Annotated in this window: 25 protein-coding genes and 1 tRNA gene; 8 read left to right on the forward strand and 18 right to left on the reverse strand. The window is 39.9% G+C overall.

Translation table 11 applies throughout. The features are described from left to right. Nucleotides 1-239: 239 nt before the first annotated feature. From MHI23_RS11455 to sinR, 4 genes are all read left to right on the forward strand, one after another. The gene (locus tag MHI23_RS11455) at nucleotides 240-1,910 is read left to right on the forward strand and encodes an SNF2-related protein (protein ID WP_024427994.1); all 1,671 of its coding nucleotides are present in this window, start codon (nucleotides 240-242) and stop codon (nucleotides 1,908-1,910) included. Between the two features lie 14 nt (nucleotides 1,911-1,924). Further along, entirely contained in the window at nucleotides 1,925-2,722 is a 798-nt protein-coding gene (locus MHI23_RS11460) for a YqhG family protein (protein ID WP_326161478.1), read from the forward strand. Nucleotides 2,723-2,904: 182 nt separating this feature from the next. Beyond that, nucleotides 2,905-3,069 (forward strand): anti-repressor SinI family protein, encoded by a 165-nt coding sequence (locus tag MHI23_RS11465; protein ID WP_073206269.1) that lies wholly within the window; start codon nucleotides 2,905-2,907, stop codon nucleotides 3,067-3,069. A gap of 33 nt (nucleotides 3,070-3,102) precedes the next feature. Beyond that, nucleotides 3,103-3,438, forward strand: a complete 336-nt coding sequence (sinR, locus tag MHI23_RS11470; protein ID WP_024422969.1) for a transcriptional regulator SinR — start codon at nucleotides 3,103-3,105, stop codon at nucleotides 3,436-3,438. A 67-nt stretch (nucleotides 3,439-3,505) separates the two neighbouring features. On the opposite strand, the gene MHI23_RS11475 is transcribed toward sinR, so the two are convergent. Genes MHI23_RS11475 through tapA form a run of 3 tightly spaced genes read right to left on the reverse strand, consistent with a single transcriptional unit; the run spans nucleotide 3,506 to nucleotide 5,513 of the window. Then, nucleotides 3,506-4,306, reverse strand: coding sequence for a TasA family protein (locus tag MHI23_RS11475; protein WP_326161477.1), 801 nt, complete (start codon nucleotides 4,304-4,306; stop codon nucleotides 3,506-3,508). 54 nt (nucleotides 4,307-4,360) lie between these two features. Next, a complete protein-coding gene (locus MHI23_RS11480) occupies nucleotides 4,361-4,933 on the reverse strand; it encodes a signal peptidase I (protein WP_024422971.1) in 573 nt (190 codons plus the stop codon). A 52-nt stretch (nucleotides 4,934-4,985) separates the two neighbouring features. After that, entirely contained in the window at nucleotides 4,986-5,513 is a 528-nt protein-coding gene (gene tapA / locus MHI23_RS11485) for an amyloid fiber anchoring/assembly protein TapA (protein ID WP_326161475.1), read from the reverse strand. 299 nt (nucleotides 5,514-5,812) lie between these two features. Here tapA and MHI23_RS11490 point away from each other — a divergent pair, with 299 nt between their 5' ends. Continuing rightward, a complete protein-coding gene (locus MHI23_RS11490; protein ID WP_171464609.1) occupies nucleotides 5,813-6,091 on the forward strand; it encodes a DUF3889 domain-containing protein in 279 nt (92 codons plus the stop codon). Between the two features lie 34 nt (nucleotides 6,092-6,125). Here the strand turns inward: MHI23_RS11490 and MHI23_RS11495 are convergent, their stop codons facing one another. The 9 genes from MHI23_RS11495 to MHI23_RS11535 all read right to left on the reverse strand — a co-directional run bounded on the left by MHI23_RS11495 (nucleotide 6,126) and on the right by MHI23_RS11535 (nucleotide 11,390). Further along, on the reverse strand, nucleotides 6,126-6,320 hold the full coding sequence (locus MHI23_RS11495) for a YqzE family protein (RefSeq protein ID WP_056767455.1): 195 nt from the start codon (nucleotides 6,318-6,320) through the stop codon (nucleotides 6,126-6,128). Nucleotides 6,321-6,379: 59 nt separating this feature from the next. Continuing rightward, nucleotides 6,380-6,763, reverse strand: coding sequence for a competence type IV pilus minor pilin ComGG (comGG, locus tag MHI23_RS11500; RefSeq protein WP_125586574.1), 384 nt, complete (start codon nucleotides 6,761-6,763; stop codon nucleotides 6,380-6,382). Then, the gene (gene comGF / locus MHI23_RS11505; RefSeq protein ID WP_335374388.1) at nucleotides 6,760-7,287 is read right to left on the reverse strand and encodes a competence type IV pilus minor pilin ComGF; all 528 of its coding nucleotides are present in this window, start codon (nucleotides 7,285-7,287) and stop codon (nucleotides 6,760-6,762) included. Before comGF ends, comGG begins: the two co-directional genes overlap by 4 nt. Further along, a complete protein-coding gene (gene comGE / locus MHI23_RS11510) occupies nucleotides 7,199-7,513 on the reverse strand; it encodes a competence type IV pilus minor pilin ComGE (protein WP_025092974.1) in 315 nt (104 codons plus the stop codon). Before comGE ends, comGF begins: the two co-directional genes overlap by 89 nt. Continuing rightward, on the reverse strand, nucleotides 7,497-7,943 hold the full coding sequence (comGD, locus tag MHI23_RS11515) for a competence type IV pilus minor pilin ComGD (protein ID WP_125586578.1): 447 nt from the start codon (nucleotides 7,941-7,943) through the stop codon (nucleotides 7,497-7,499). Before comGD ends, comGE begins: the two co-directional genes overlap by 17 nt. Next, a complete protein-coding gene (gene comGC / locus MHI23_RS11520; RefSeq protein ID WP_024422977.1) occupies nucleotides 7,936-8,229 on the reverse strand; it encodes a competence type IV pilus major pilin ComGC in 294 nt (97 codons plus the stop codon). Before comGC ends, comGD begins: the two co-directional genes overlap by 8 nt. Before the next feature lie 16 nt (nucleotides 8,230-8,245). After that, nucleotides 8,246-9,286: a competence type IV pilus assembly protein ComGB gene (comGB, locus tag MHI23_RS11525; RefSeq protein ID WP_125586580.1), complete on the reverse strand. Its 1,041-nt coding sequence runs from the start codon at nucleotides 9,284-9,286 to the stop codon at nucleotides 8,246-8,248. Beyond that, nucleotides 9,267-10,337 (reverse strand): competence type IV pilus ATPase ComGA, encoded by a 1,071-nt coding sequence (comGA, locus tag MHI23_RS11530; protein WP_041117979.1) that lies wholly within the window; start codon nucleotides 10,335-10,337, stop codon nucleotides 9,267-9,269. Before comGA ends, comGB begins: the two co-directional genes overlap by 20 nt. A gap of 177 nt (nucleotides 10,338-10,514) precedes the next feature. Then, complete coding sequence (locus MHI23_RS11535) at nucleotides 10,515-11,390, reverse strand: STAS domain-containing protein (RefSeq protein ID WP_024422979.1); 876 nt, start codon at nucleotides 11,388-11,390, stop codon at nucleotides 10,515-10,517. Between the two features lie 97 nt (nucleotides 11,391-11,487). Between MHI23_RS11535 and MHI23_RS11540 the strand changes: the two genes are divergently transcribed. After that, nucleotides 11,488-11,558: transfer RNA gene (locus MHI23_RS11540), tRNA-Gln, on the forward strand. A gap of 55 nt (nucleotides 11,559-11,613) precedes the next feature. On the opposite strand, the gene MHI23_RS11545 is transcribed toward MHI23_RS11540, so the two are convergent. Further along, entirely contained in the window at nucleotides 11,614-11,994 is a 381-nt protein-coding gene (locus MHI23_RS11545; RefSeq protein ID WP_007501232.1) for a Spx/MgsR family RNA polymerase-binding regulatory protein, read from the reverse strand. A gap of 213 nt (nucleotides 11,995-12,207) precedes the next feature. On the opposite strand from MHI23_RS11545, the gene MHI23_RS11550 reads away from it, so the two are divergent. Next, on the forward strand, nucleotides 12,208-12,450 hold the full coding sequence (locus tag MHI23_RS11550; RefSeq protein WP_003217440.1) for a DUF2626 domain-containing protein: 243 nt from the start codon (nucleotides 12,208-12,210) through the stop codon (nucleotides 12,448-12,450). Between the two features lie 47 nt (nucleotides 12,451-12,497). On the opposite strand, the gene MHI23_RS11555 is transcribed toward MHI23_RS11550, so the two are convergent. Next, nucleotides 12,498-13,136, reverse strand: a complete 639-nt coding sequence (locus MHI23_RS11555) for an MBL fold metallo-hydrolase (protein WP_024422981.1) — start codon at nucleotides 13,134-13,136, stop codon at nucleotides 12,498-12,500. 157 nt (nucleotides 13,137-13,293) lie between these two features. On the opposite strand from MHI23_RS11555, the gene MHI23_RS11560 reads away from it, so the two are divergent. Then, nucleotides 13,294-13,467 (forward strand): DUF2759 domain-containing protein, encoded by a 174-nt coding sequence (locus tag MHI23_RS11560; protein ID WP_003217333.1) that lies wholly within the window; start codon nucleotides 13,294-13,296, stop codon nucleotides 13,465-13,467. A 25-nt stretch (nucleotides 13,468-13,492) separates the two neighbouring features. Here the strand turns inward: MHI23_RS11560 and MHI23_RS11565 are convergent, their stop codons facing one another. The 4 genes from MHI23_RS11565 to MHI23_RS11580 form a co-directional block, all read right to left on the reverse strand. Next, nucleotides 13,493-13,807, reverse strand: a complete 315-nt coding sequence (locus MHI23_RS11565; RefSeq protein WP_024427984.1) for an MTH1187 family thiamine-binding protein — start codon at nucleotides 13,805-13,807, stop codon at nucleotides 13,493-13,495. Nucleotides 13,808-13,885: 78 nt separating this feature from the next. Continuing rightward, nucleotides 13,886-15,139, reverse strand: a complete 1,254-nt coding sequence (locus MHI23_RS11570) for an MFS transporter (protein WP_342491969.1) — start codon at nucleotides 15,137-15,139, stop codon at nucleotides 13,886-13,888. A 154-nt stretch (nucleotides 15,140-15,293) separates the two neighbouring features. After that, the gene (locus tag MHI23_RS11575) at nucleotides 15,294-16,418 is read right to left on the reverse strand and encodes a M14 family metallocarboxypeptidase (RefSeq protein WP_342491970.1); all 1,125 of its coding nucleotides are present in this window, start codon (nucleotides 16,416-16,418) and stop codon (nucleotides 15,294-15,296) included. 85 nt (nucleotides 16,419-16,503) lie between these two features. Then, nucleotides 16,504-18,423: an LTA synthase family protein gene (locus MHI23_RS11580; protein ID WP_041117983.1), complete on the reverse strand. Its 1,920-nt coding sequence runs from the start codon at nucleotides 18,421-18,423 to the stop codon at nucleotides 16,504-16,506. Between the last annotated feature and the right edge of the window lie 63 nt (nucleotides 18,424-18,486).

Raw genomic sequence — 18,486 nt, forward strand, 5'->3', positions numbered from 1 at the left:
CACATTTATTGGACATACTATCAAAATGGGTGACTTATTTTCTAGATCACTTATCAACATCCTACCATTAGAAATGGATGAAGAGCAACAGAAAAATCATTAACATTTTTAAAATAATCCTTCGATATCGTTCGCTTTTATTCATATATCTAGTCTTTTAGAGACCTCCAAAAAAATGAAGCGTTTAAAAACAGAACAATTTTATCAGATCCTACTAGAAAGAAAGGCAGGCGACCACAATGAATATTCAAACGATTTTTGATCAGGAATGGGCAAATGAATTTCAGCAGCGGCTTTCAGCAGACGGCCCCTGGGCGAACTGGGATATGTATCGTTTAGCGACGCAGGTTCAAAAAGTCACAGCCATTGATTCATTCGAGGGACTGCAAGCTCCCGCGCACCTGCCTGCATTCACACCTTTAAAGCACCAGCTTGAAGTAGCCAGAAGAGTCGTAGAAGAAATGAATGGGAAAGCCATTCTAGCAGATGAAGTGGGACTTGGAAAAACCGTAGAAGCAGGACTCATTATCAAAGAATACATGATTCGTGGACTTGCCAAAAAGATTCTCATTCTCGTCCCCGCCTCTCTTGTATCTCAGTGGGTACAGGAGCTGCGGACGAAATTTTATATTGATGCTGTTGAACAAAAAAAGAGCTATGTATGGGAACAGTGTGACGTAGTCGTTTCCTCTATTGACACAGCCAAAAGACAGCCGCATCGAGACACGATTTTATCGATTGCCTACGATATGGTCATTATCGATGAAGCACACAAACTGAAAAACAATAAAACGAAAAACTATGAATTTGTGAGAAACCTGAATAAGAAGTTCTGCCTGCTGCTGACAGCCACACCTATTCAAAACCGGATCGGAGAAATATTTAATCTTGTTTCTCTTCTGAAGCCAGGCCACCTAGGAAATGAACATCAATTTAAAGATATCTTTGCCAAAAAGGACTTGCAGCTTGAAGACCATGACCGATTAAAACAGCTCGTCAATAAAGTGATGATTCGAAACCGAAGACAAGACACAGGCATCGAGTGGACAAAGCGGCATGTCAAAACGATTTCCATTGATTTCTCTCCGACAGAACAAGCATTGTATGATGAAATCTGCAAGCTGAAAGAGAATCCTTCTTATACAAAGCATATGTTTTCCATTATGACCTTGGAACGAGAATGCTGTTCAAGCCGTGAAGCAGTTTATATGACGATTAAGAAAATGCAGGAAGAAGAAAAGCATATTCTCGGATCTTCTGCAATAACGCAAATCATGGAGAAAATCAATCAAGTGGAGCAAAACTCAAAGGCGCTTGAAGTGGTCAAACTCATTCAGCAGTTAAATGAGAAGGTCATTATTTTCACCGAATACCGCGCCACACAAATTTATTTACAATGGTTTCTACAGCAAAATGGCATCAGCTCTGTGCCATTTCGGGGCGGCTTTAAGCGGGGCAAAAAAGATTGGATGAAAGATTTATTCAGAGAACGGGCGCAAGTGTTAATTGCGACAGAAGCTGGCGGCGAAGGGATCAACCTTCAGTTTTGTAACCAAATCATTAACTACGACCTCCCGTGGAACCCGATGCGTTTAGAACAGAGAATTGGACGTATCCACCGCCTTGGCCAAGAGCGAGATGTCCACATTTACAATATGGCAACGAGCGGAACAGTTGAAGAGCATATTTTAAAGCTTTTATATGAAAAAATTCAGTTGTTTGAAAACGTCATAGGCGATTTAGATGATATTTTAACAAGAATTGATATTAAAGATGTCGAAACAGAATTGCATCAAATCCTCTTCCAGCATGAACCAGGCGGAGACATGAAAAAGAAATTAACCCAGTTTGCTTCTTATTTAACTGAAGCACAAACACCACTTTTAGAAAAAAGACAGCAAGGCTCATAAAGGAGAGTTGATCAATGGAGCAGCATGACATTCACACCTTTCTTCTCCGTTTTTTCAAGGCGAATCAATGCAGCATATTAGAAGAAAGTGCAGGACATATGACCGTACAGCTGACAATTGAAATGGATAAATTGATTATGAACCGTCCTTTTTATTGGCACTGGCTTGAAAAAACTGGCGGTGTACCTGAACCGCGGCAATTGACTTTGATCACAGATCAAAAAAAAGCGGGTGATACGATCAGTGGTGAATTCATTCATTTCGGCTCCCCTCGGTTATTTCAAATATTTGAGACGGTCAAAGAGCAGGGCCGTTTTATCCGGCTTTATGAACGAGTCAGCCCGCTAACGAACAACCAGATCGCCCTTGAGCCATGGCTTGGTCTCAATGTAAAAATTTCTTACCTTGCAGACCGGAAGAAGGATAAACTTTTATCATTAGGCCTTCATCTCATTCGCGGAGAAGTCATTGAACAATTTCAAGAGAAGCTGGAAGCTCGTGAGCTGTCGTCTCAAATTCCCGATTATTGCTTTACGATGAGCACAATGATTAAGCCAGAGAGCGGAATCAAACGGCTCTACAGCCTTATGGAGCATTATGCCCATGAGGAGCCGGACGACTGGGCAGTGCGAGCCGTTCAAAAATGGAAGGAAGACTTCGAACTTTTAAACCAATTTTATGAAGGGACTTCAGACACATCTGTAGAATATGAAATAGAAAGACAAGCACTCAAAACTTTATACGAACCAAAAATCAGTCTTACGATTGAAAATGGCGGACTTTTTTACTTACAGCAAAAAAGAGGAGGTTGACTCATGGTCCCCTCCCCTTTTATGTGACATACGATTTTCGATCAGTCTAAAGCTAAGTTTGTCTGTTTGTATTGGGCGGAAACATGACGCAAGCAAACTATGAGGTCTTACCACCTATGTCTTTCCATTTCATGCGTTAAGTGCCTGAAATACATGATTCAGTATTTTAGGAGGGTATTTGTATGGAAAAGAAAACGAACAAATTAGACAGTGAATGGGTTCAATTATTACGCGAAGCTCGCAAGGCAGGATTAACAGTTGAAGAAGTCCGTCATTTCCTCAAATCAAATGAAAAGTCCTCTGAGTCTCCCCCTCTGGTAAGAAGTCATTCTATCAAACCTTTCTGAATGTGCTATAATATCGAAAGGAAGGTGATGACATTGATTGGCCAGCGTATTAAACAATACCGCAATGAAAAAGGCTACTCACTATCAGAACTGGCCGAAAAGGCTGGGGTAGCGAAGTCTTATTTAAGCTCAATAGAAAGAAACTTGCAAACAAACCCCTCCATTCAATTTCTTGAAAAAGTCTCCGCTGTTCTGGACGTCTCGGTTCATACACTTTTAAACGAAAAAGATGAAACCGAATACGATGGTCAATTAGATAGTGAATGGGAAAAACTAGTTCGAGATGCAATGACATCAGGGGTTTCGAAAAAGCAATTTCGTGAATTTTTAGATTATCAAATCTGGAGAAAAAAGCAAGAAGAGGAGTAAAGCGCACGTTTTAGCGCATACTCCTCCAATTGCTATGCAGACCTTGATATCAGCCTAAAGACTGGCTTTATTTTTTATCTTCGCTGTGTGCTTTTTCGTTTTCTTTCACGTAGCCTTTTTCATCCGTATGCTTTTTTGGATTGATCGTTAAACCATTCCACTGAGTCGCTTCGAAGGAAAGATCAATTTGAATCGCATCGCCTTGGTATTTATTTTGGATATAGTGACCAGCTTTATCCTTCGTCTGGTCATTGACAAATTCAATGATCATTTCCATTTTATCGTAATCAAACGGATTCTTTGGAATGCCGTCATACTCTGGAGCCACTGTTCCATCAACAGTTGCTACATTAATTTTCCCACTTTCATGTAAAAACTTCTCATCGACGGCATGACGAAGCTTTTCAAATGCGGTCTGATCCTGTTTTGACGTTAATTGATGCAAGTCAAGCAGGTTTGCATGGTCTAAAATAATATTTTTCGGATAACCATTTCCACCTTCGGCTCCAACCGTAAGAACACTCACCTGAAACTGGCTGAGAAATTCTTCAGCTGTATTTTTACCGCCATTCTTCGCGGAAGATCCATCTGTAAACTGGCTGTAATCAAGACTCATCAGCACTTGGTTTATCGCTAGTGATCCCTTATTATCAAAATGAAATTCTTTCTTGATCCGATCACCAGGTTTTAAGTTCGAAAGGTTGATAGCGCCGGAGTTCTCTTTAGCAGATAAATTCAGCTCTCCTGTCGAGTAGACCGCGTTTGCCTTTTCAATATCATTAAACGCCGCCCATGTTCCCCCGCCAATTAATGCAAGACCTAAAGCCCCTGATAATACACCTAAACGAATTGATTTCTTCATTGCCATGAATAAACCCCCTAATATATTGTTTTATTGAAACCTGATTAGGTTACAAACGATTTAAGCTTGTTCCTCTGAGATATGTACATCAGCCGTGTGTCTACGATGTTTTGCTGCGCCCACAAAATGAATGGTTGAATAAACGAGCAGCATGACACCTGGTATAATAAGGAGCAAAGCAGTTCCAGCTGATGTCCCTGCATACGAAAGAAGCTTTCCTGCATAAGGAATGTTCACTCCCATATACTGCGCAGTTACCTGATCCGCTTTAACCAGCGTACCGTCCTGATACATATTATTGTCACCCTTCGTCTCAAACGCTTTATTTGCACCCTTTCCCTTCACCCCAACAATTCGGTGGGTCACAAAGGACTGATCCTGCTTTGTTTGAAACGTAATAATATCTCCTTTTTTGAGCGTCTCAGGTGAGGCGACCTGTTTTACAACAATCAGTGACCCAGCTGAAAATTCTGGTTCCATCGAACCTGATAATACTTGCTTCAATTGATAACCGAAGATCTGAGGTTCTCCCCCTGTTGTTCTTGATGACAACACGACAATAATAGAGGCTATCATCACCGTGAACACCATCACATAAAGAATACTCCCAGACATCTTCATCCATTTTTTCATAACCCCTTCTCCCCTTCGCCTATCATTTTTTCACTTTAAAAGACAGCGCCATTTAGGACGTCTTTTCTTGACACTTTGAGAGCACCATCGGTTTAGACCAAAAGTACGCCTGATCAGATGCGCTAAACCCTTTAGGATAATAGATTTTAAATGCATAGCTTCCATTTGTTTTTGCTTTATCTGTCGTGACAGTCGCTGTTTCTTGCGATAACACGGACTTTATGGAGCCCTTTTCAAGAATATGACCATCTTGTAATGGCTTCTGACCATTTCCTATTTTATGTAATTCCCACTTCCATTCAGAGTACGCAATAGGCTGTCCACTATTTTTTAGTGTCATGCTCAGCTTTTGAGGTGCGCAGACTGTTCCTTCGATCATCGTTTGATCGATAAGCTCCAATTGACTTTGATCCCATTTTTTAGGCTGACAATGCTGATCTGTCTGTTCAAAATTTTCACATGTTTTCATGACAAATTTTTTGTGCTCAACATCGTTAAAAGAAGCATTCGTTGGTGTCATGATGGAAGACGTCAAAATCAAACAAATGGCACAAAAGAGTACAAAGAGCGACTGTTTCATTCATTCCTTCAACTCCTTGAACAACTGTTCTTTAAAAAGAACGATTATATACAGTATAAGGAAATACCTATAAAACCCAAAACGTCAAATTAGTCCATTTTGTTCTTAAACAAGAACCATTACGAGAAAATTCTCCCATTTTCTCATTTTTTCACCATATTCAATATTTTTTTGTGTGACATTTGTACTTCTTAAAACTTACATAAAAATGTAGGATTTGGTCAGGATATGAAGAGGTGAGGTGATGTTAAGTGAAATATGGAAAAATCATAATCATGCTCAGTTTACTGCTGAGTTCTATGATTCTAGAGGTCAAACCCGTTGATGCGAGAGGTTTGACTGCTGCCGCAGATCAATGGGAAACGCGGGCAGTCAAAGAAGCAAAAAAAAGATACCCGCTAACGCAAGTATTATTTAAACAAAAAGTATGGGACCGCCACCGCGATAAGGAATCTGTGAAACAGTATCATATTACGTTAAAAGACCATACAAAGGAATTTGGGGTATTCGTCACCATTTCCTATAACCCTTACTCAAACAAGGTGAATAAAGTGATTGTTGTGGAGGAATACAGCTAAAGTGGCATAAAAAAACCGCCTGCTGGGCGGCTTTTTACTTTCGTCGATGGCGCTGGCGTTCTTTAAGCATCATGGATAAGCCAAACGGCAGAACCCCAAATAAACGCTGTGAAAACGGCGGTTTCGTTTCTATTTTTTCTTGTTTGTGTTCCTTCCGTTCGTCACGTGGTGTATTCATATATTTAATGATTTCCTGCGTCATATATTTTACATAGTCATTTGTTTTCAAGCACATTCACCTCTTCTTCCTTCAAGTCTTTCCAGGAAGAGGATGATTTTATACACTGGCTAATCAGGATTTGCCCATCTCATGATTTCACCGGTCTTCCAATCCAGCATCAGTTCACGCTCATCGGATAAACCATCTTTTGTTTTCACCTTCACCAAAACAAGGACAAGTTTTTTCTTATGATCGCATTTCATCCGCTTCAGTGTCACACGGCCTTCTTCAGTATCAATATGGGTTTTCTGTTTCGCACAAATACGTTCTACTGTGCTGGCAGCTTGACTCACACCCACCCTAAAAAGCTGCTGTTTTTTATAAAAGGAAATCGTCAGCTCTGCACTTTTCAGTTCTTTTTGAAACCCCATCGTTATTGCCCCTAGGATCAAGAGAAAAAATAAAATCGCCGCAAGTGCATGCGGATAGATAAACCCTTCCTCTCTTTTCACGATTTACGAACCACTCCTTTATGTGTGAAAAAAACGGCTTCATACACTTTACCAGATCCATCTGTGACTTTTAGAATCGCTCTATGCTGACTCGTTCTCACGTGAAATTGTTTCACCTTATGCAATAAAGGAAGATGCCCAGCTTGATCCGTTCGTTTTCGAAGCATCTCTTGATATGGCTCAATCGTTACCACTCGCCCTTGATCAGAAATATACTCTAACGCTTTTCCATCTTTCACTGATTTCACAGCATCGGCACGACTTAATTCCTCATCTAATTGCAGAACAGTCTGTTTCCACTCCATTTGGGAAAATCCGTTGATGTCTTCAAATGGACGAGCTTTCTCCACTGCTGAAAAGATCAGCCCACAGCCAAAAGAAAGAAATAGAAAGAGCGTCAACTGCCACAAAGCTTGTAAAAGGGTAAAAGCTTTGTCATCGCTCCACATGCTGAAAGCATATGGTCTCTTTTTTTTGTACTTTGTATGAAACACATCCCTTCTGTTTACGCCAATTGAAAACATACGTGATCTCGCCTCTCTTCTTTTTGATGGAAGATGTTGTCCCATTTATAAACGCTTCATTCATCTGTTCATGTAAAACCTGATAAGCTTCAAGCTTGGCTCTCACTTCCTTTTTCCCCATCATGAGTTCTTCATAGGCTGGCATGAGCACTAAGGCAGCAAATAGAAAGAGATGACAGGCAAACAGTGTTTCAAACGTACTAAATCCTCTATTGTTTTTGAACATGGATTCGCCCGCTTCCTAAATAAATCGTCAGTTTATACGATTGACTGCCAAATTCGACAATGAGAGATCCACCGCTGCTTGGATGTCCGTTTGCATTAAAATAGATACCTTGCGAGAATGTAGAAGTTTTGATGCTGCCCTTTTTATGTTGATATGAAGCAATGACTTCGTTACTCTTTTGGTCTATTACCTGATAAGATACATGAGGCGGATGGATCCCAACATGTACACGTGTTTTTTTGATAAATGCAGTATATGATGCCAATTGAAGATCTTGTTTCATGATGTTTACTTGTCTTTTGGCTTCAGCGCTCTCTATTATATTTGGGATTTTCCCTCCCATGATCGACAATAAAATCGATAAAACAAGTAAAATCAACAGCTGTTCAATCAGGGTAAAACCCTTCTCATGTAAAAATAATTTATTCATGCTTCACGTTGCCGTTTTGAATGACAATCGCTTTTCCATTAGGACAAGTTAATCCCTTTTTGACATAACCTTCTTTTTCTAATTCAGCTAAAGATGGCGTCTTCCCATCATGCTCCAATTCATATGCCATCACTTGTGTGCTGACCATTGATTTAAGCCCTTCACAGCCCTTTGCCTGAATCGCTTGGTGATGACGTGTGATATTCGGTATGGTAATGAGTAAAAGAATGGATATTACGAGCATGACTATTAACATTTCTAACAGGGTAAATCCTTTATCATTCATGTCTCTGTCCTCCTTCTTACACTTGCTCCATTAGTTGATACATTGGTAAAAGAATAGATAAATACACGATGAGTATAAGAAGTGCTGTTACCCCATAAATAACTGGCTGCAGCCAAGAAATCCATTTTTCAATTTTTAGCTCTGCATTCTCTAATAGAAATTGGCTGTACGTGTACATTTCTCTCGCAAGCATTCCGCTGGCTTCACCATGCTTGATAATGGCTGCAAAATGTTTTTCGAAAAAAGGAGACACGCTTACTTGATGGGCCATGCTTTCTCCTTTTCTTAACTCTTCCATCATTTGTTCACCTATTTCTTGAAGAAAAGGCAGGTAGCTTTGCTGTTTAAAAGCTTGCAAACCTTCGTACATCGATAATCCAGCTTGAAGCAGTCCGCTGAGCTGAAGAGAAAAAAGGTACGTATGCATCAGCTGCATCCCTTTATATAAAAAAGGCAGCTTACTCATCACCCTCAATTTCTCAAGGGTCGACTTTTTCCTAAAAAAAACAGCATAATATCCAATAAGACAGATACACAGACAACTAGTGATGAGAAGAAAAGCATGAAGGAATTGAAATAGTCCAAACATCCCTTGAATCAGCCAAGACATGCGGGTATCCATCGATGAGTACAAAACAGAAAATTGAGGAATGATCATTTGCTGAACGAGTACCAACACGACCAAAACCGTGAAGATGAGGAAAAGCGGGTAACGTAACATACGTTTAAACGTGTCTAACTGTTTGATTTTTTTCTCTAAAAAACGGGCGCTTTGTTCTAAAGCACGGGCTAGACTGCCATGCTTCTCAGAAAAACATAGTATAGCGATGACTTCCCGCTGAAAATGGAGTCTCTCCAGCACTACATAAAAAGGCTCGCCTTCGTGAAGCCACTGAATACCTAGTTTTAATTGCTGCCGCTGTTGTTTTGATAACTGGATATTCACCATCACTAATGCCTCAATCAATGTATATCCAGCCTGAATCAACTGAGCTAGTTTTGATAGGCATTCAGCTTGGTCCTTTTTAGACCATACTTTAGAGACTCGCTTCTTCATAAACCCAGCGATGATAAGTGTTTTTTGATAAATAGCCGAGTGCCACTCCTTTACGAATTAATCTTTGCAGTGTTTCATATGACGAGTGAGCATATTCTCCTTTAGCCTCCTTGATACACTCACCAAGCTCTTTTCCGAACAGCAGTTCAAATACATTTGTTCGTCTGATCGGTCGATTTAATTTACAGTAAAGCTGACATCTTTCTCCGCAAAAAGGACAGGTGAGCTCGATTAATCGCTGCGCAGCAATCGCAACCATCGTTTGCTCAAGTTCATTCATCGTGACACCAAATTCAAGCATGCGGTAAAGGGCTCCTTTTGCATTTTTTGCATGGAGCGTACTCAATACTAAATGGCCTGTCAGCGCTGCTCTAATCGCCGTTCTGGCCGTTTCAGCATCTCTTATTTCTCCTAGCACAATCACATCTGGATCATGTCTTAATATAGCGCGTAATCCAGCGGCATATGTGATGCCGGCTTTTTCATTTACTTGAACCTGTAATACTTCTTCATTTCTTGTTTCCACAGGATCTTCAAGGGTAATAATATTTCGGTTAAAATTCTTTTTTGCAAACTGGATCAGTGAATAGAGGGTTGTTGTTTTCCCCGAATTGGTTGGACCGGTAAATAAAATGAGCCCATGCGAGTGGTTTAAAAAGGATAATAATCTGGCTGAGGCTTTCGGAAATAATGATAGATGTTTTATTTTCGGAACATGATCCTGCGGTAAAATTCTAATCACTAAACTCTCATCATTCACTGTCGGCAAGGTAGACATCCGAATAAACACTTGACCGTTTCTTAGCATCACAGCTAGTGAGCCATTTTGCGGCCTCCTTTTTTCCCCGATATCCATAGAAGATAAAAACTTAAAATGTGCAATAAGCCGCTCTCCGCTTTTTTTATCAATGGTTCGCTGCTGGATTAAATCTGAGTCAACACGAAATGACACCGAAGCTTCCTTTTCTTTTGGCACAATATGCACATCAGAAGCCCTCATGCGGCATGCTTCTTCTAGCAGCTCTTGCCTTAAATATTCAATCCCATACAAGTGGATCACTCCTTTCTCTGATCACATTGTAGAATGGCGGAACGTGAATGACAAAAGAGCAATTTATGATTTTCATGACTAATAAATGATGAAAACCCTCAACTCACGATGCATTACATCATTTTTTAGAAAAGAGCATATAAAAAAACCTGACTTTTACAAGTACAGGTTTTTTGGTCATGATGTGGCTTCTTGCGGCTGCTCTTCAAAGATACGAAATCCTCTTTTTTCTAAAGCTTTTGCAAGGCTGTGTTCTGTATTTACTTTTGAGAAATCAATGCCGAGTTTCACTACAGTTTGAGCGATCTCTGGGCGGATGCCTGAAATAATCGTCTCAATTCCTAGCAGCTTCGCACTATCGACCACTTTAAACAGCTGATAGGCCACCATCGTATCAACAACGGGAACACCAGAAATATCAATAAATAAATGCGTTAGACGCAGTCTTGAAGCCTGTTCTAGTACGGATTCCAGAATGATTTTGGCCCGGTACGTATCGATCTCTCCAATCAGCGGCAAAATCCCAATTTCCTTTGATACTGGAATAACTGGGGCACTTAGTTCTTGAATCATCTCTCTTTGTGCATTCAGCTGACTAAGTGTCACACGGTCATATTCTTCTGATAAACGCTCAATCATGTCATCAAATGTGGCGTGAAAGTGCTGATTCCACTGACACACATCTTGCAGCGTCACTTCAAGCTCTGTTTCTTGGGTGAATGTCTCAATTCTCGAACAGAAAATGTGGCGGAAAATCTTAAACTGTCCAATGATTTCATATAACGGCACCTCGTGCACTGCTCGATCACGTGCAATATCAACAGACCACTTTTTCAAATGGTTTTCTACTTTGTCAGACAGTGTCACAAGCGTGGCTGCAATGGTTTGAATAAACGCTGTGTTCTGTTCCTTCAGCTTCTTTTCCGTTTCCTCTGAAGCATGTTTAGAATATAATGAGCCTTCTTCTGTTCTTGTTTTTAGCCATTCTTCGGTCATGACAGGGGCTTCTTTTAGGATAAACTCGTATAATTGCTTTGATTTTTCATTTTTCATTTATTTCTTTCGCTCCTTTTTCACTAAAACTCGTGACATACAACTTTTATGTATAAATGACCGCAGATGGTGAACAATAACATTACACGTTTGATATTGGGCTATAGCCAAGTGGTAAGGCAATGGACTTTGACTCCGTGATCGTTGGTTCGAACCCAGCTAGCCCAGTTCAGCACAAAAACGAAGACGGCTGAAGCTTGTTTCAGCTGATCTTCGTTTTTTATTAGGAAACCGATTGATGAATCGCTTTCTTCTTTGATATTTTCATGAGTTCTCCTGGATTATAGCCGACCACTAATTTATTCCCATCAATGATGATTGGTCTCCGGAGCAGCTTTGGTTTTTCAATGAGAAGCTGTAAGACCTCGTTTACTTTTAAGTCATTAATATTTAAATTTAAGCTTTTAAAAGCCTGACTTCGTGTGGCTAAAATTTCATCCATTCCTTCTGTTGTTAAAGAAAGAATCTTTTTTAATTCATCTAGTGTTGGCGTTTCTCTGAAAAGGTGACGCTCTTTAAAATCAATTTGATTCGCCTTTAACCAATGTTTTGTTTTGCGGCAAGACGTGCAGCTCGGGTATGAATAAAAAGTAATGTCACTCATTAGTCTTCCTCCTTAGGTCGTTAACCTTTTCTCTTATGGAGTAAGTACCCTCATGCTTTTCAGCATAAACACTTTTTCATCATTTTTTCAAAAAAAATTTTTTCTACATTCAAAATAAATTGTTCACATGATGTCAAAAATGTAAATGTTTACATAACAAGTGATGATCAGCTATAATATGAATCAAAGGGGTTTTTAAGGGGAGGGAAAGAAATGAATCGCATGTTCCGCGTGCTTGGCTTTTGGACGGGTATTTTTGCTGTCATGTTCTATTTAGGACATATGAAAGATGCATCGCTGCTGTTCTTCGGTCAAACCGTTCTTTTTGTATTTTTATCCTACTTGAATTTATCCGAAAGAATGTATATTTACATTTTCGGAGCGTACTTGACGATTTTCTTTGCCGGATTTACATATTATTCGATTTTCATCATGGTTCCCGGTACCGGACATTAATTGAAAAAAGCATCTCTTTGAAAGAGATGCTTTTTTCATGCCTGCAATTAAAGAGAAAAACCATTAATAAACGGATTTTGCTCCTGTTCCGTCAGCACAGTCGTTTCCCCGCCATGTCCGCTTAAAACAAGAGTTGATTCTGGCAATGACAATAATTTTTGATGGATTGATTGTAGCAGCACTTCCTGACTGCCGCCTACTAAATCTGTTCTCCCGATGCCGCCTTCAAATAGCGTGTCACCAGAAATAACAAAGCCCTCTTCCGCCGAATAGTAAGACACACTGCCTGGTGAATGCCCTGGTGTATGGAACATTTCTAATGTAAACGATCCAATTTGAAGCGTTCCTTCTGACGTAATCAATTTTTCAGCTTCTTTGACCGTAATTCCATTCCCAATCAATCGAGCTGAACCGTTTAATTCAGCGTTTGTGAGCCATTCTTTTTCATTTTCGTGTACATACAGCGGCACTCCCCACTCTTCGCGCACCTCATCTGCCGCGCCAATATGATCAAAATGAGCATGTGTCAATAAGACAGCAAGTGGTGTAAGCTGTTTTTCTTTTACATAGGAAATCAGCTTTTGCGCTTCACCGCCTGGATCAAAAATTAAGCATTCTCCCTGCTCATTTTTCCAAATATATGCGTTCGCTTGTACATAGCCTAGTGGCATTCTTCTCCAATTCATTTTCATCACCTACTTTATTCATTCTTTTTTATTATGAAGGCTATTCAATAAAAATTCAAACAATCGTCAACTGGAATCTACTCGACAAGCTTTATGAAAACGGTTAAAATGAAAAGAAAGGAAATCAAGGGGATTGATGACAAAGGGGGACTTTCACATGATGCTCGTCATTATTTTTGGTCTAGTCACGATTTTAGCTGCGCTCGGTATCTATCGCTCACTAAAAAAAGTGAATGTACTTGCCATCGCTTTTGCAGGCGCTACATTTTTGGTTTTTGGATGGTTCACTGTCATGACCATCATCTATAGCGGTTATCCAACTGCACATTAAAAAGCCTGCATTTAGCAGGCTTTTTTTATTGATTTAAATGCTTATTCACGCTTTCTAATTTGCTTGTAAGTGTTGTGGTTTGATCCCGTCTGTCATCGATGCGAATATTGGTCGCTACTCGGTGCAATCCCTTTTCAAAAGGGGCTTCATGAATGCGCTGAATGACCTCAAATAAAACGGATAATTCGCCTTCAATTAACGTATTCATCGGTGTTAATTGATATTTGATTTTCCCTTCTTGTTGAAAGCCTTCTAAAATTCTTTGTACATCTGCTACATAAGCACTGACACTTGGTGTTTCAGTGCCTATCGGAATGATGGTGACGTCTGCTATAGCCATCGTTTTTCCCCTTTCAATTTTAAATTCTCATGTTTTCTCGTCCTCATTGTAACCTATCCTCATTCAATCATGCCATGCTTACGTTGCGTTTACGGCAGGTTTGTCTCGTTCTATCGTCAAATCCGCTCTCTCTACCTTCCCGATCTTTGTAAACAGAAGCAGACATATACCTGAAACAGCTTCAATGATGCCGCCAGCCGCAATGACATACCCAGATCCAAACAGGGTTGCCATATAACCGCCAATGAGGGCGCCTAACGGAATCATCAAGTAGGAAATCATGTTGATGATCGCATACACTTGCGGCTGATCCTCTGCCTTTACTGACAATTGAATCATCGTATGTTCGGGTACGTTAACTGCACTAATGGCTGCTCCTAAAGCAAAAGCTGATATAAACACAAGTGGTAACAATGCGTTCATACCTGTGATAAAGAAGGCGATTCCATCAACAATCCCAGCACCTATAAACAGCAATCCATACCGATTCACTTTTATCTTTGTCAAAACAAACCCCATCAAAAATGCGCCTAGTGCGGTTGTGACTTTGATGAATGAATAGACGACCGGTCCACTATGTAAGTCTTCCGTTAAATAAATAACAGACAATGCTTCCCATGGTGCCGCAGCAAAGTTTGAGCAGACACAAAAAATCGCTAATGGAAACAAAATATGATGGCTTCTCACAAGTGAAAAACCTCGAATTAATCTTTTGCCGTAAGATAACCCTTTTTTGGCTTTATCGATGATGACTTCTGTTTGATATGAAATCATGACCACCAATAAAGCGGACAAAAGGTAAAGAGGAATGATCACAAGCATTGTATAACCTACGCCTACAAATGCAATCATGACACCACAAATCGTGACCGTCACAAGTCTTACTACATGACTTGCTGATTGGATCGTTGCATTCGCTTTTTGTATGAGGTCCTCATGAACAAGCTTTGGGATAATCGATACAGATGCCGGTTCATAGGAGCCTCCTGTCGCCGAATGCAGCAGCATACAGCCAATGATGAGGAATAATGGTGTGAAACCATAAAAGTAACTAACCACGATTACAAGGATAATCGCTCCTCGTGTTAAATCAGCAAAACACATCCAAAATTTCAATTGATGCGGCTTCATCATAGGCGTAATAAATGGTCCAACAATCGCTTGAGGAACAAAGCTGACTGCAATAAAAAAAGCTGTCCCTATGGCCCCTTTCCCTCCTAGTACTAAAAGCCACAAGATGGTGTTGAAAGATAAACTATCAGCCGTAATTTTGCACATTTTAGAAACAAATAAATAAGTAAAATTTCTTTTCCACAGGCTTTGAGCACTCAATAGTCGACATCTCCCTAAATCATATCCTTTTTTTTACATCCATATCTTTCACAATAGCTTACTAGGAGGCCTTCGTCAATTGCTTCAACATTGTTTTTATTGACCATAAGCAATTGATTTTCTCAAAATATGAAAAAGCACCAGACAGGTGCTTTTAACATTTACACGCTTCCCACAAAAGCCGCTTTGTTTTTTCATAGATCGAATCAAATTGATCCATAGAAAGAGGATTTTTCCCTAGACCAAGCTCGACTGTATAGCCCTCACTATGAAATTGATAAATAAACCAATCGCGATAGCCTGCATAGCTGTCGAGATATTGGATCGGTTTGTAGCCGCTCACTAGTTCGAATCGTTTGACCGTTTCTTTTGAGATAGCTGGCTCATGGCCAAGAAACCCCCAATAGATCTCTTCTCCTTGTGTATGAAGGGCGATCAGCCGGTCAAATCGTTTTCGCAACGCAAGATTGGCCATCGCTTTCGCTTCTGGTTCTGTTAATGGCTCGCGCCCAGGATAATCCCGGTAGGACGGTGCCTTCGACTGATGACGATAGTACTCGATCTCCCAATAAGCAGGGAATTGATTGTTTAAATCCACCCCTCGAATATTTGCTTTCCATTCCCGGTAATCGGAATATCCCTCGTTTAGCAGTGTGAATTCTTCACGATGAAGACCTAGTGACTCCGGTCCATTACGAACCAAATCCACTCCATCTGGATTGACCATTGGCACGATGGATAAAGCGGTGGTCTGCAGAATATGAACCGCTTCATAATGTCTTGCCTGAACCGGATCTGACGCTGCTAAGCAAAGCGATTTCAACCATTTTAATAAAACAGACGTCGTGATCCATTCATTTGCATGAAAAGAGGCATTGAGATGAATAGAATGTAAATGCTGAACAGGCTCTGTTCGGATCTCATAAATAGGTGTATCAAGCACTGAATGGCCAATAACACTGATATGAAGAAAAGGAAATACGGCTTTCAAGCGGCTCAGCTCTTCTTCTAATCGAGCGCTATCATATTCAAATGTTCCATTAATCCAATCATCGGATTGTTGCAGTCTGTAAGGTGCAATAAATCTCTGCACATCACCTATCGAATCAAATACATGGACTCCTTCTGGAAGTCTATATCCCGGTAAAAGAAGGTTATCAGTGCTTGATTGATTAGATAAATTAAAAGCAGCTTTGCCAATACCAAGCTGCTTTGCCACAGCATCCCTCCCTGCTTCATCCAGCTGCCATTCAATTTTTCCAAACGACGTTGTCTTCATTTACATCCCTCCTCTCATACTATATGAGCCGTCAGACAAAAAAAGAAAACCTCTGCTTCTAAAATAGCAGAGGTTTTTTCATCTATTAGGACGCCTTTTTCAGCTCCGTTTCACCTTCTTTTTTGGATGGTGAATGGTCCGGGCTGTTTCGATCATAAAATCTAAGGAGATCTCCGTAGATGATTTGATCAGAAAATTGAAGCTCCTGCTTCGCTTTCTCTTCATAAGACTGACACACATTTTTATCATCTGCTGGCTCGCCTGTCTCTTTATTGTAGCAAACACCATCTGTAAAAATGCTGTCCTTCGTAATAAAGCTTCCATCACGGAGTACTGTAAAGTCATTCGTATCTTTTGATAAAAGGTCATGACCAAATTGAATTTGTTTACTTGTATCAATCCCTAGAAGATTGAGTACAGTTGGACGGATATCGACCTGACCGCCTACCGTATCAATTTCTTTTGGATGTTGATCCGTTACCCCTGGAATGTGTACAACAAACGGGACTTTTTGAAGCTGCACTTCTTCAAATGGCGTAATCTCTTTATTTAAGAATTGTCCCATGGCTTCGTTATGGTTTTCAGAAATTCCGTAGTGATCCCCATACAAAACAAAAATGGAGTTATCGTATAACCCAGCTTCCTTCATCTTTTTAAAGAAAAGCTTAAGGGCTTCATCTTGATAACGCACTGTAGGGAAGTACTTGTTCAGTGTTTTGCTCTTTGAATCATATTCATCAATGAGCTTATCTTCCTCATCTAAATCAAAAGGGAAATGGTTCGTTAATGTAATCAATCTCGTATAGAAAGGCTGCGGGATCGATTTCATTAATTCAGCGGACTGCTCAAAGAACGGACCATCTTTCAGTCCCCAGCCAACTGAGTTTTCTTCATTCACATCAAATGATTTAATATCAAAGAACTTATCGTAGCCAAAGCTATCGTAGATAAGGTCACGGTTCCAGAAGCTTTTGTTATTCGCATGAATAACAGAAGAGTGGTAGCCCTCATCCTTTAACAGCTCAGGTGTCGCTGTAAACTCATTACTTGGATTTGTGAAGAACACAGCCCCTCTTCCAAGTGGATAAAGAGAATTATCTACAATAAACTCTGAATCAGATGTTTTCCCTTGACCTGTTTGGTGATAAAAATTAGTAAAGTTATAGCTCTTCTTGATCAATTTGTTTAAAAATGGAGTAATTTCTTTCCCGTTTAATTTTTCATTGATCACGAAACTCTGTGTCGATTCAAGTGATACAAGAATGACATTTCGTCCTTTTGCTTGACCAAATGTCTTTTCATTACGGTCCGTTTGATTTGCGCTTACATAGTTTTCAATTTCAGTTAAGCTATTGCTGTCAGCAAGGGCTCGTTGGGCGGACTGCTTCGATTGCAATACCCCATCATAAATATGGAAGTTATATAAGCTGATATTTTTCACCAGCATCTCACGGTCAAATGAGCGAGTAAGCAGTTCTGGTCTTTCTGTTTCAGCTAAACCAAGGTTAAAGAAAAATGTAGCTACCACAAATAAGTAATATGCTGCTCGTTCTTTTCGTGAAACGGTGACATCTGTTCTAAAGGAAGGCTGTTTTTTATAGAGCCAAATTAAAATGATGATATCAACAAACATCAGTAAATCGACTGGTTCAATTAAAGAGGTAATACTGGACCCGAGGTCACCCATATTGTTTGTTTGAAATAGGACGGGGATGGTTAGAAAATCACTATAGAATCGATAAAACACAATGTTGGCTAACAAAACGAATGTTAGGATAAAGCTTGTCACGATGATATATCGATTGCGATTTTTTTCTTTGAAAAATAAACCGATACCGAAGATAAACAAGAGAAAGCTAAGCGGATTAATAAACAGGATAAACTCCTGCATGAAATTTTCAATTTTAATATTGAAGCTAGATTTATAGATAACATAGGTTTTAACCCACATCAGCAATGTCGCAATCAGTAAAAATGAAATCGCCTTTAATCTATTCTTTCGCATTGTAACCTCCTTATGCTAAGCGCGCACCCAGGCTCTAGATATACCCTAATTATTGGTGCTTCT

The sequence above is a fragment of the Bacillus sp. FSL M7-0003 genome (assembly GCF_038628485.1).
Classification (GTDB): domain Bacteria; phylum Bacillota; class Bacilli; order Bacillales; family Bacillaceae; genus Bacillus; species Bacillus safensis.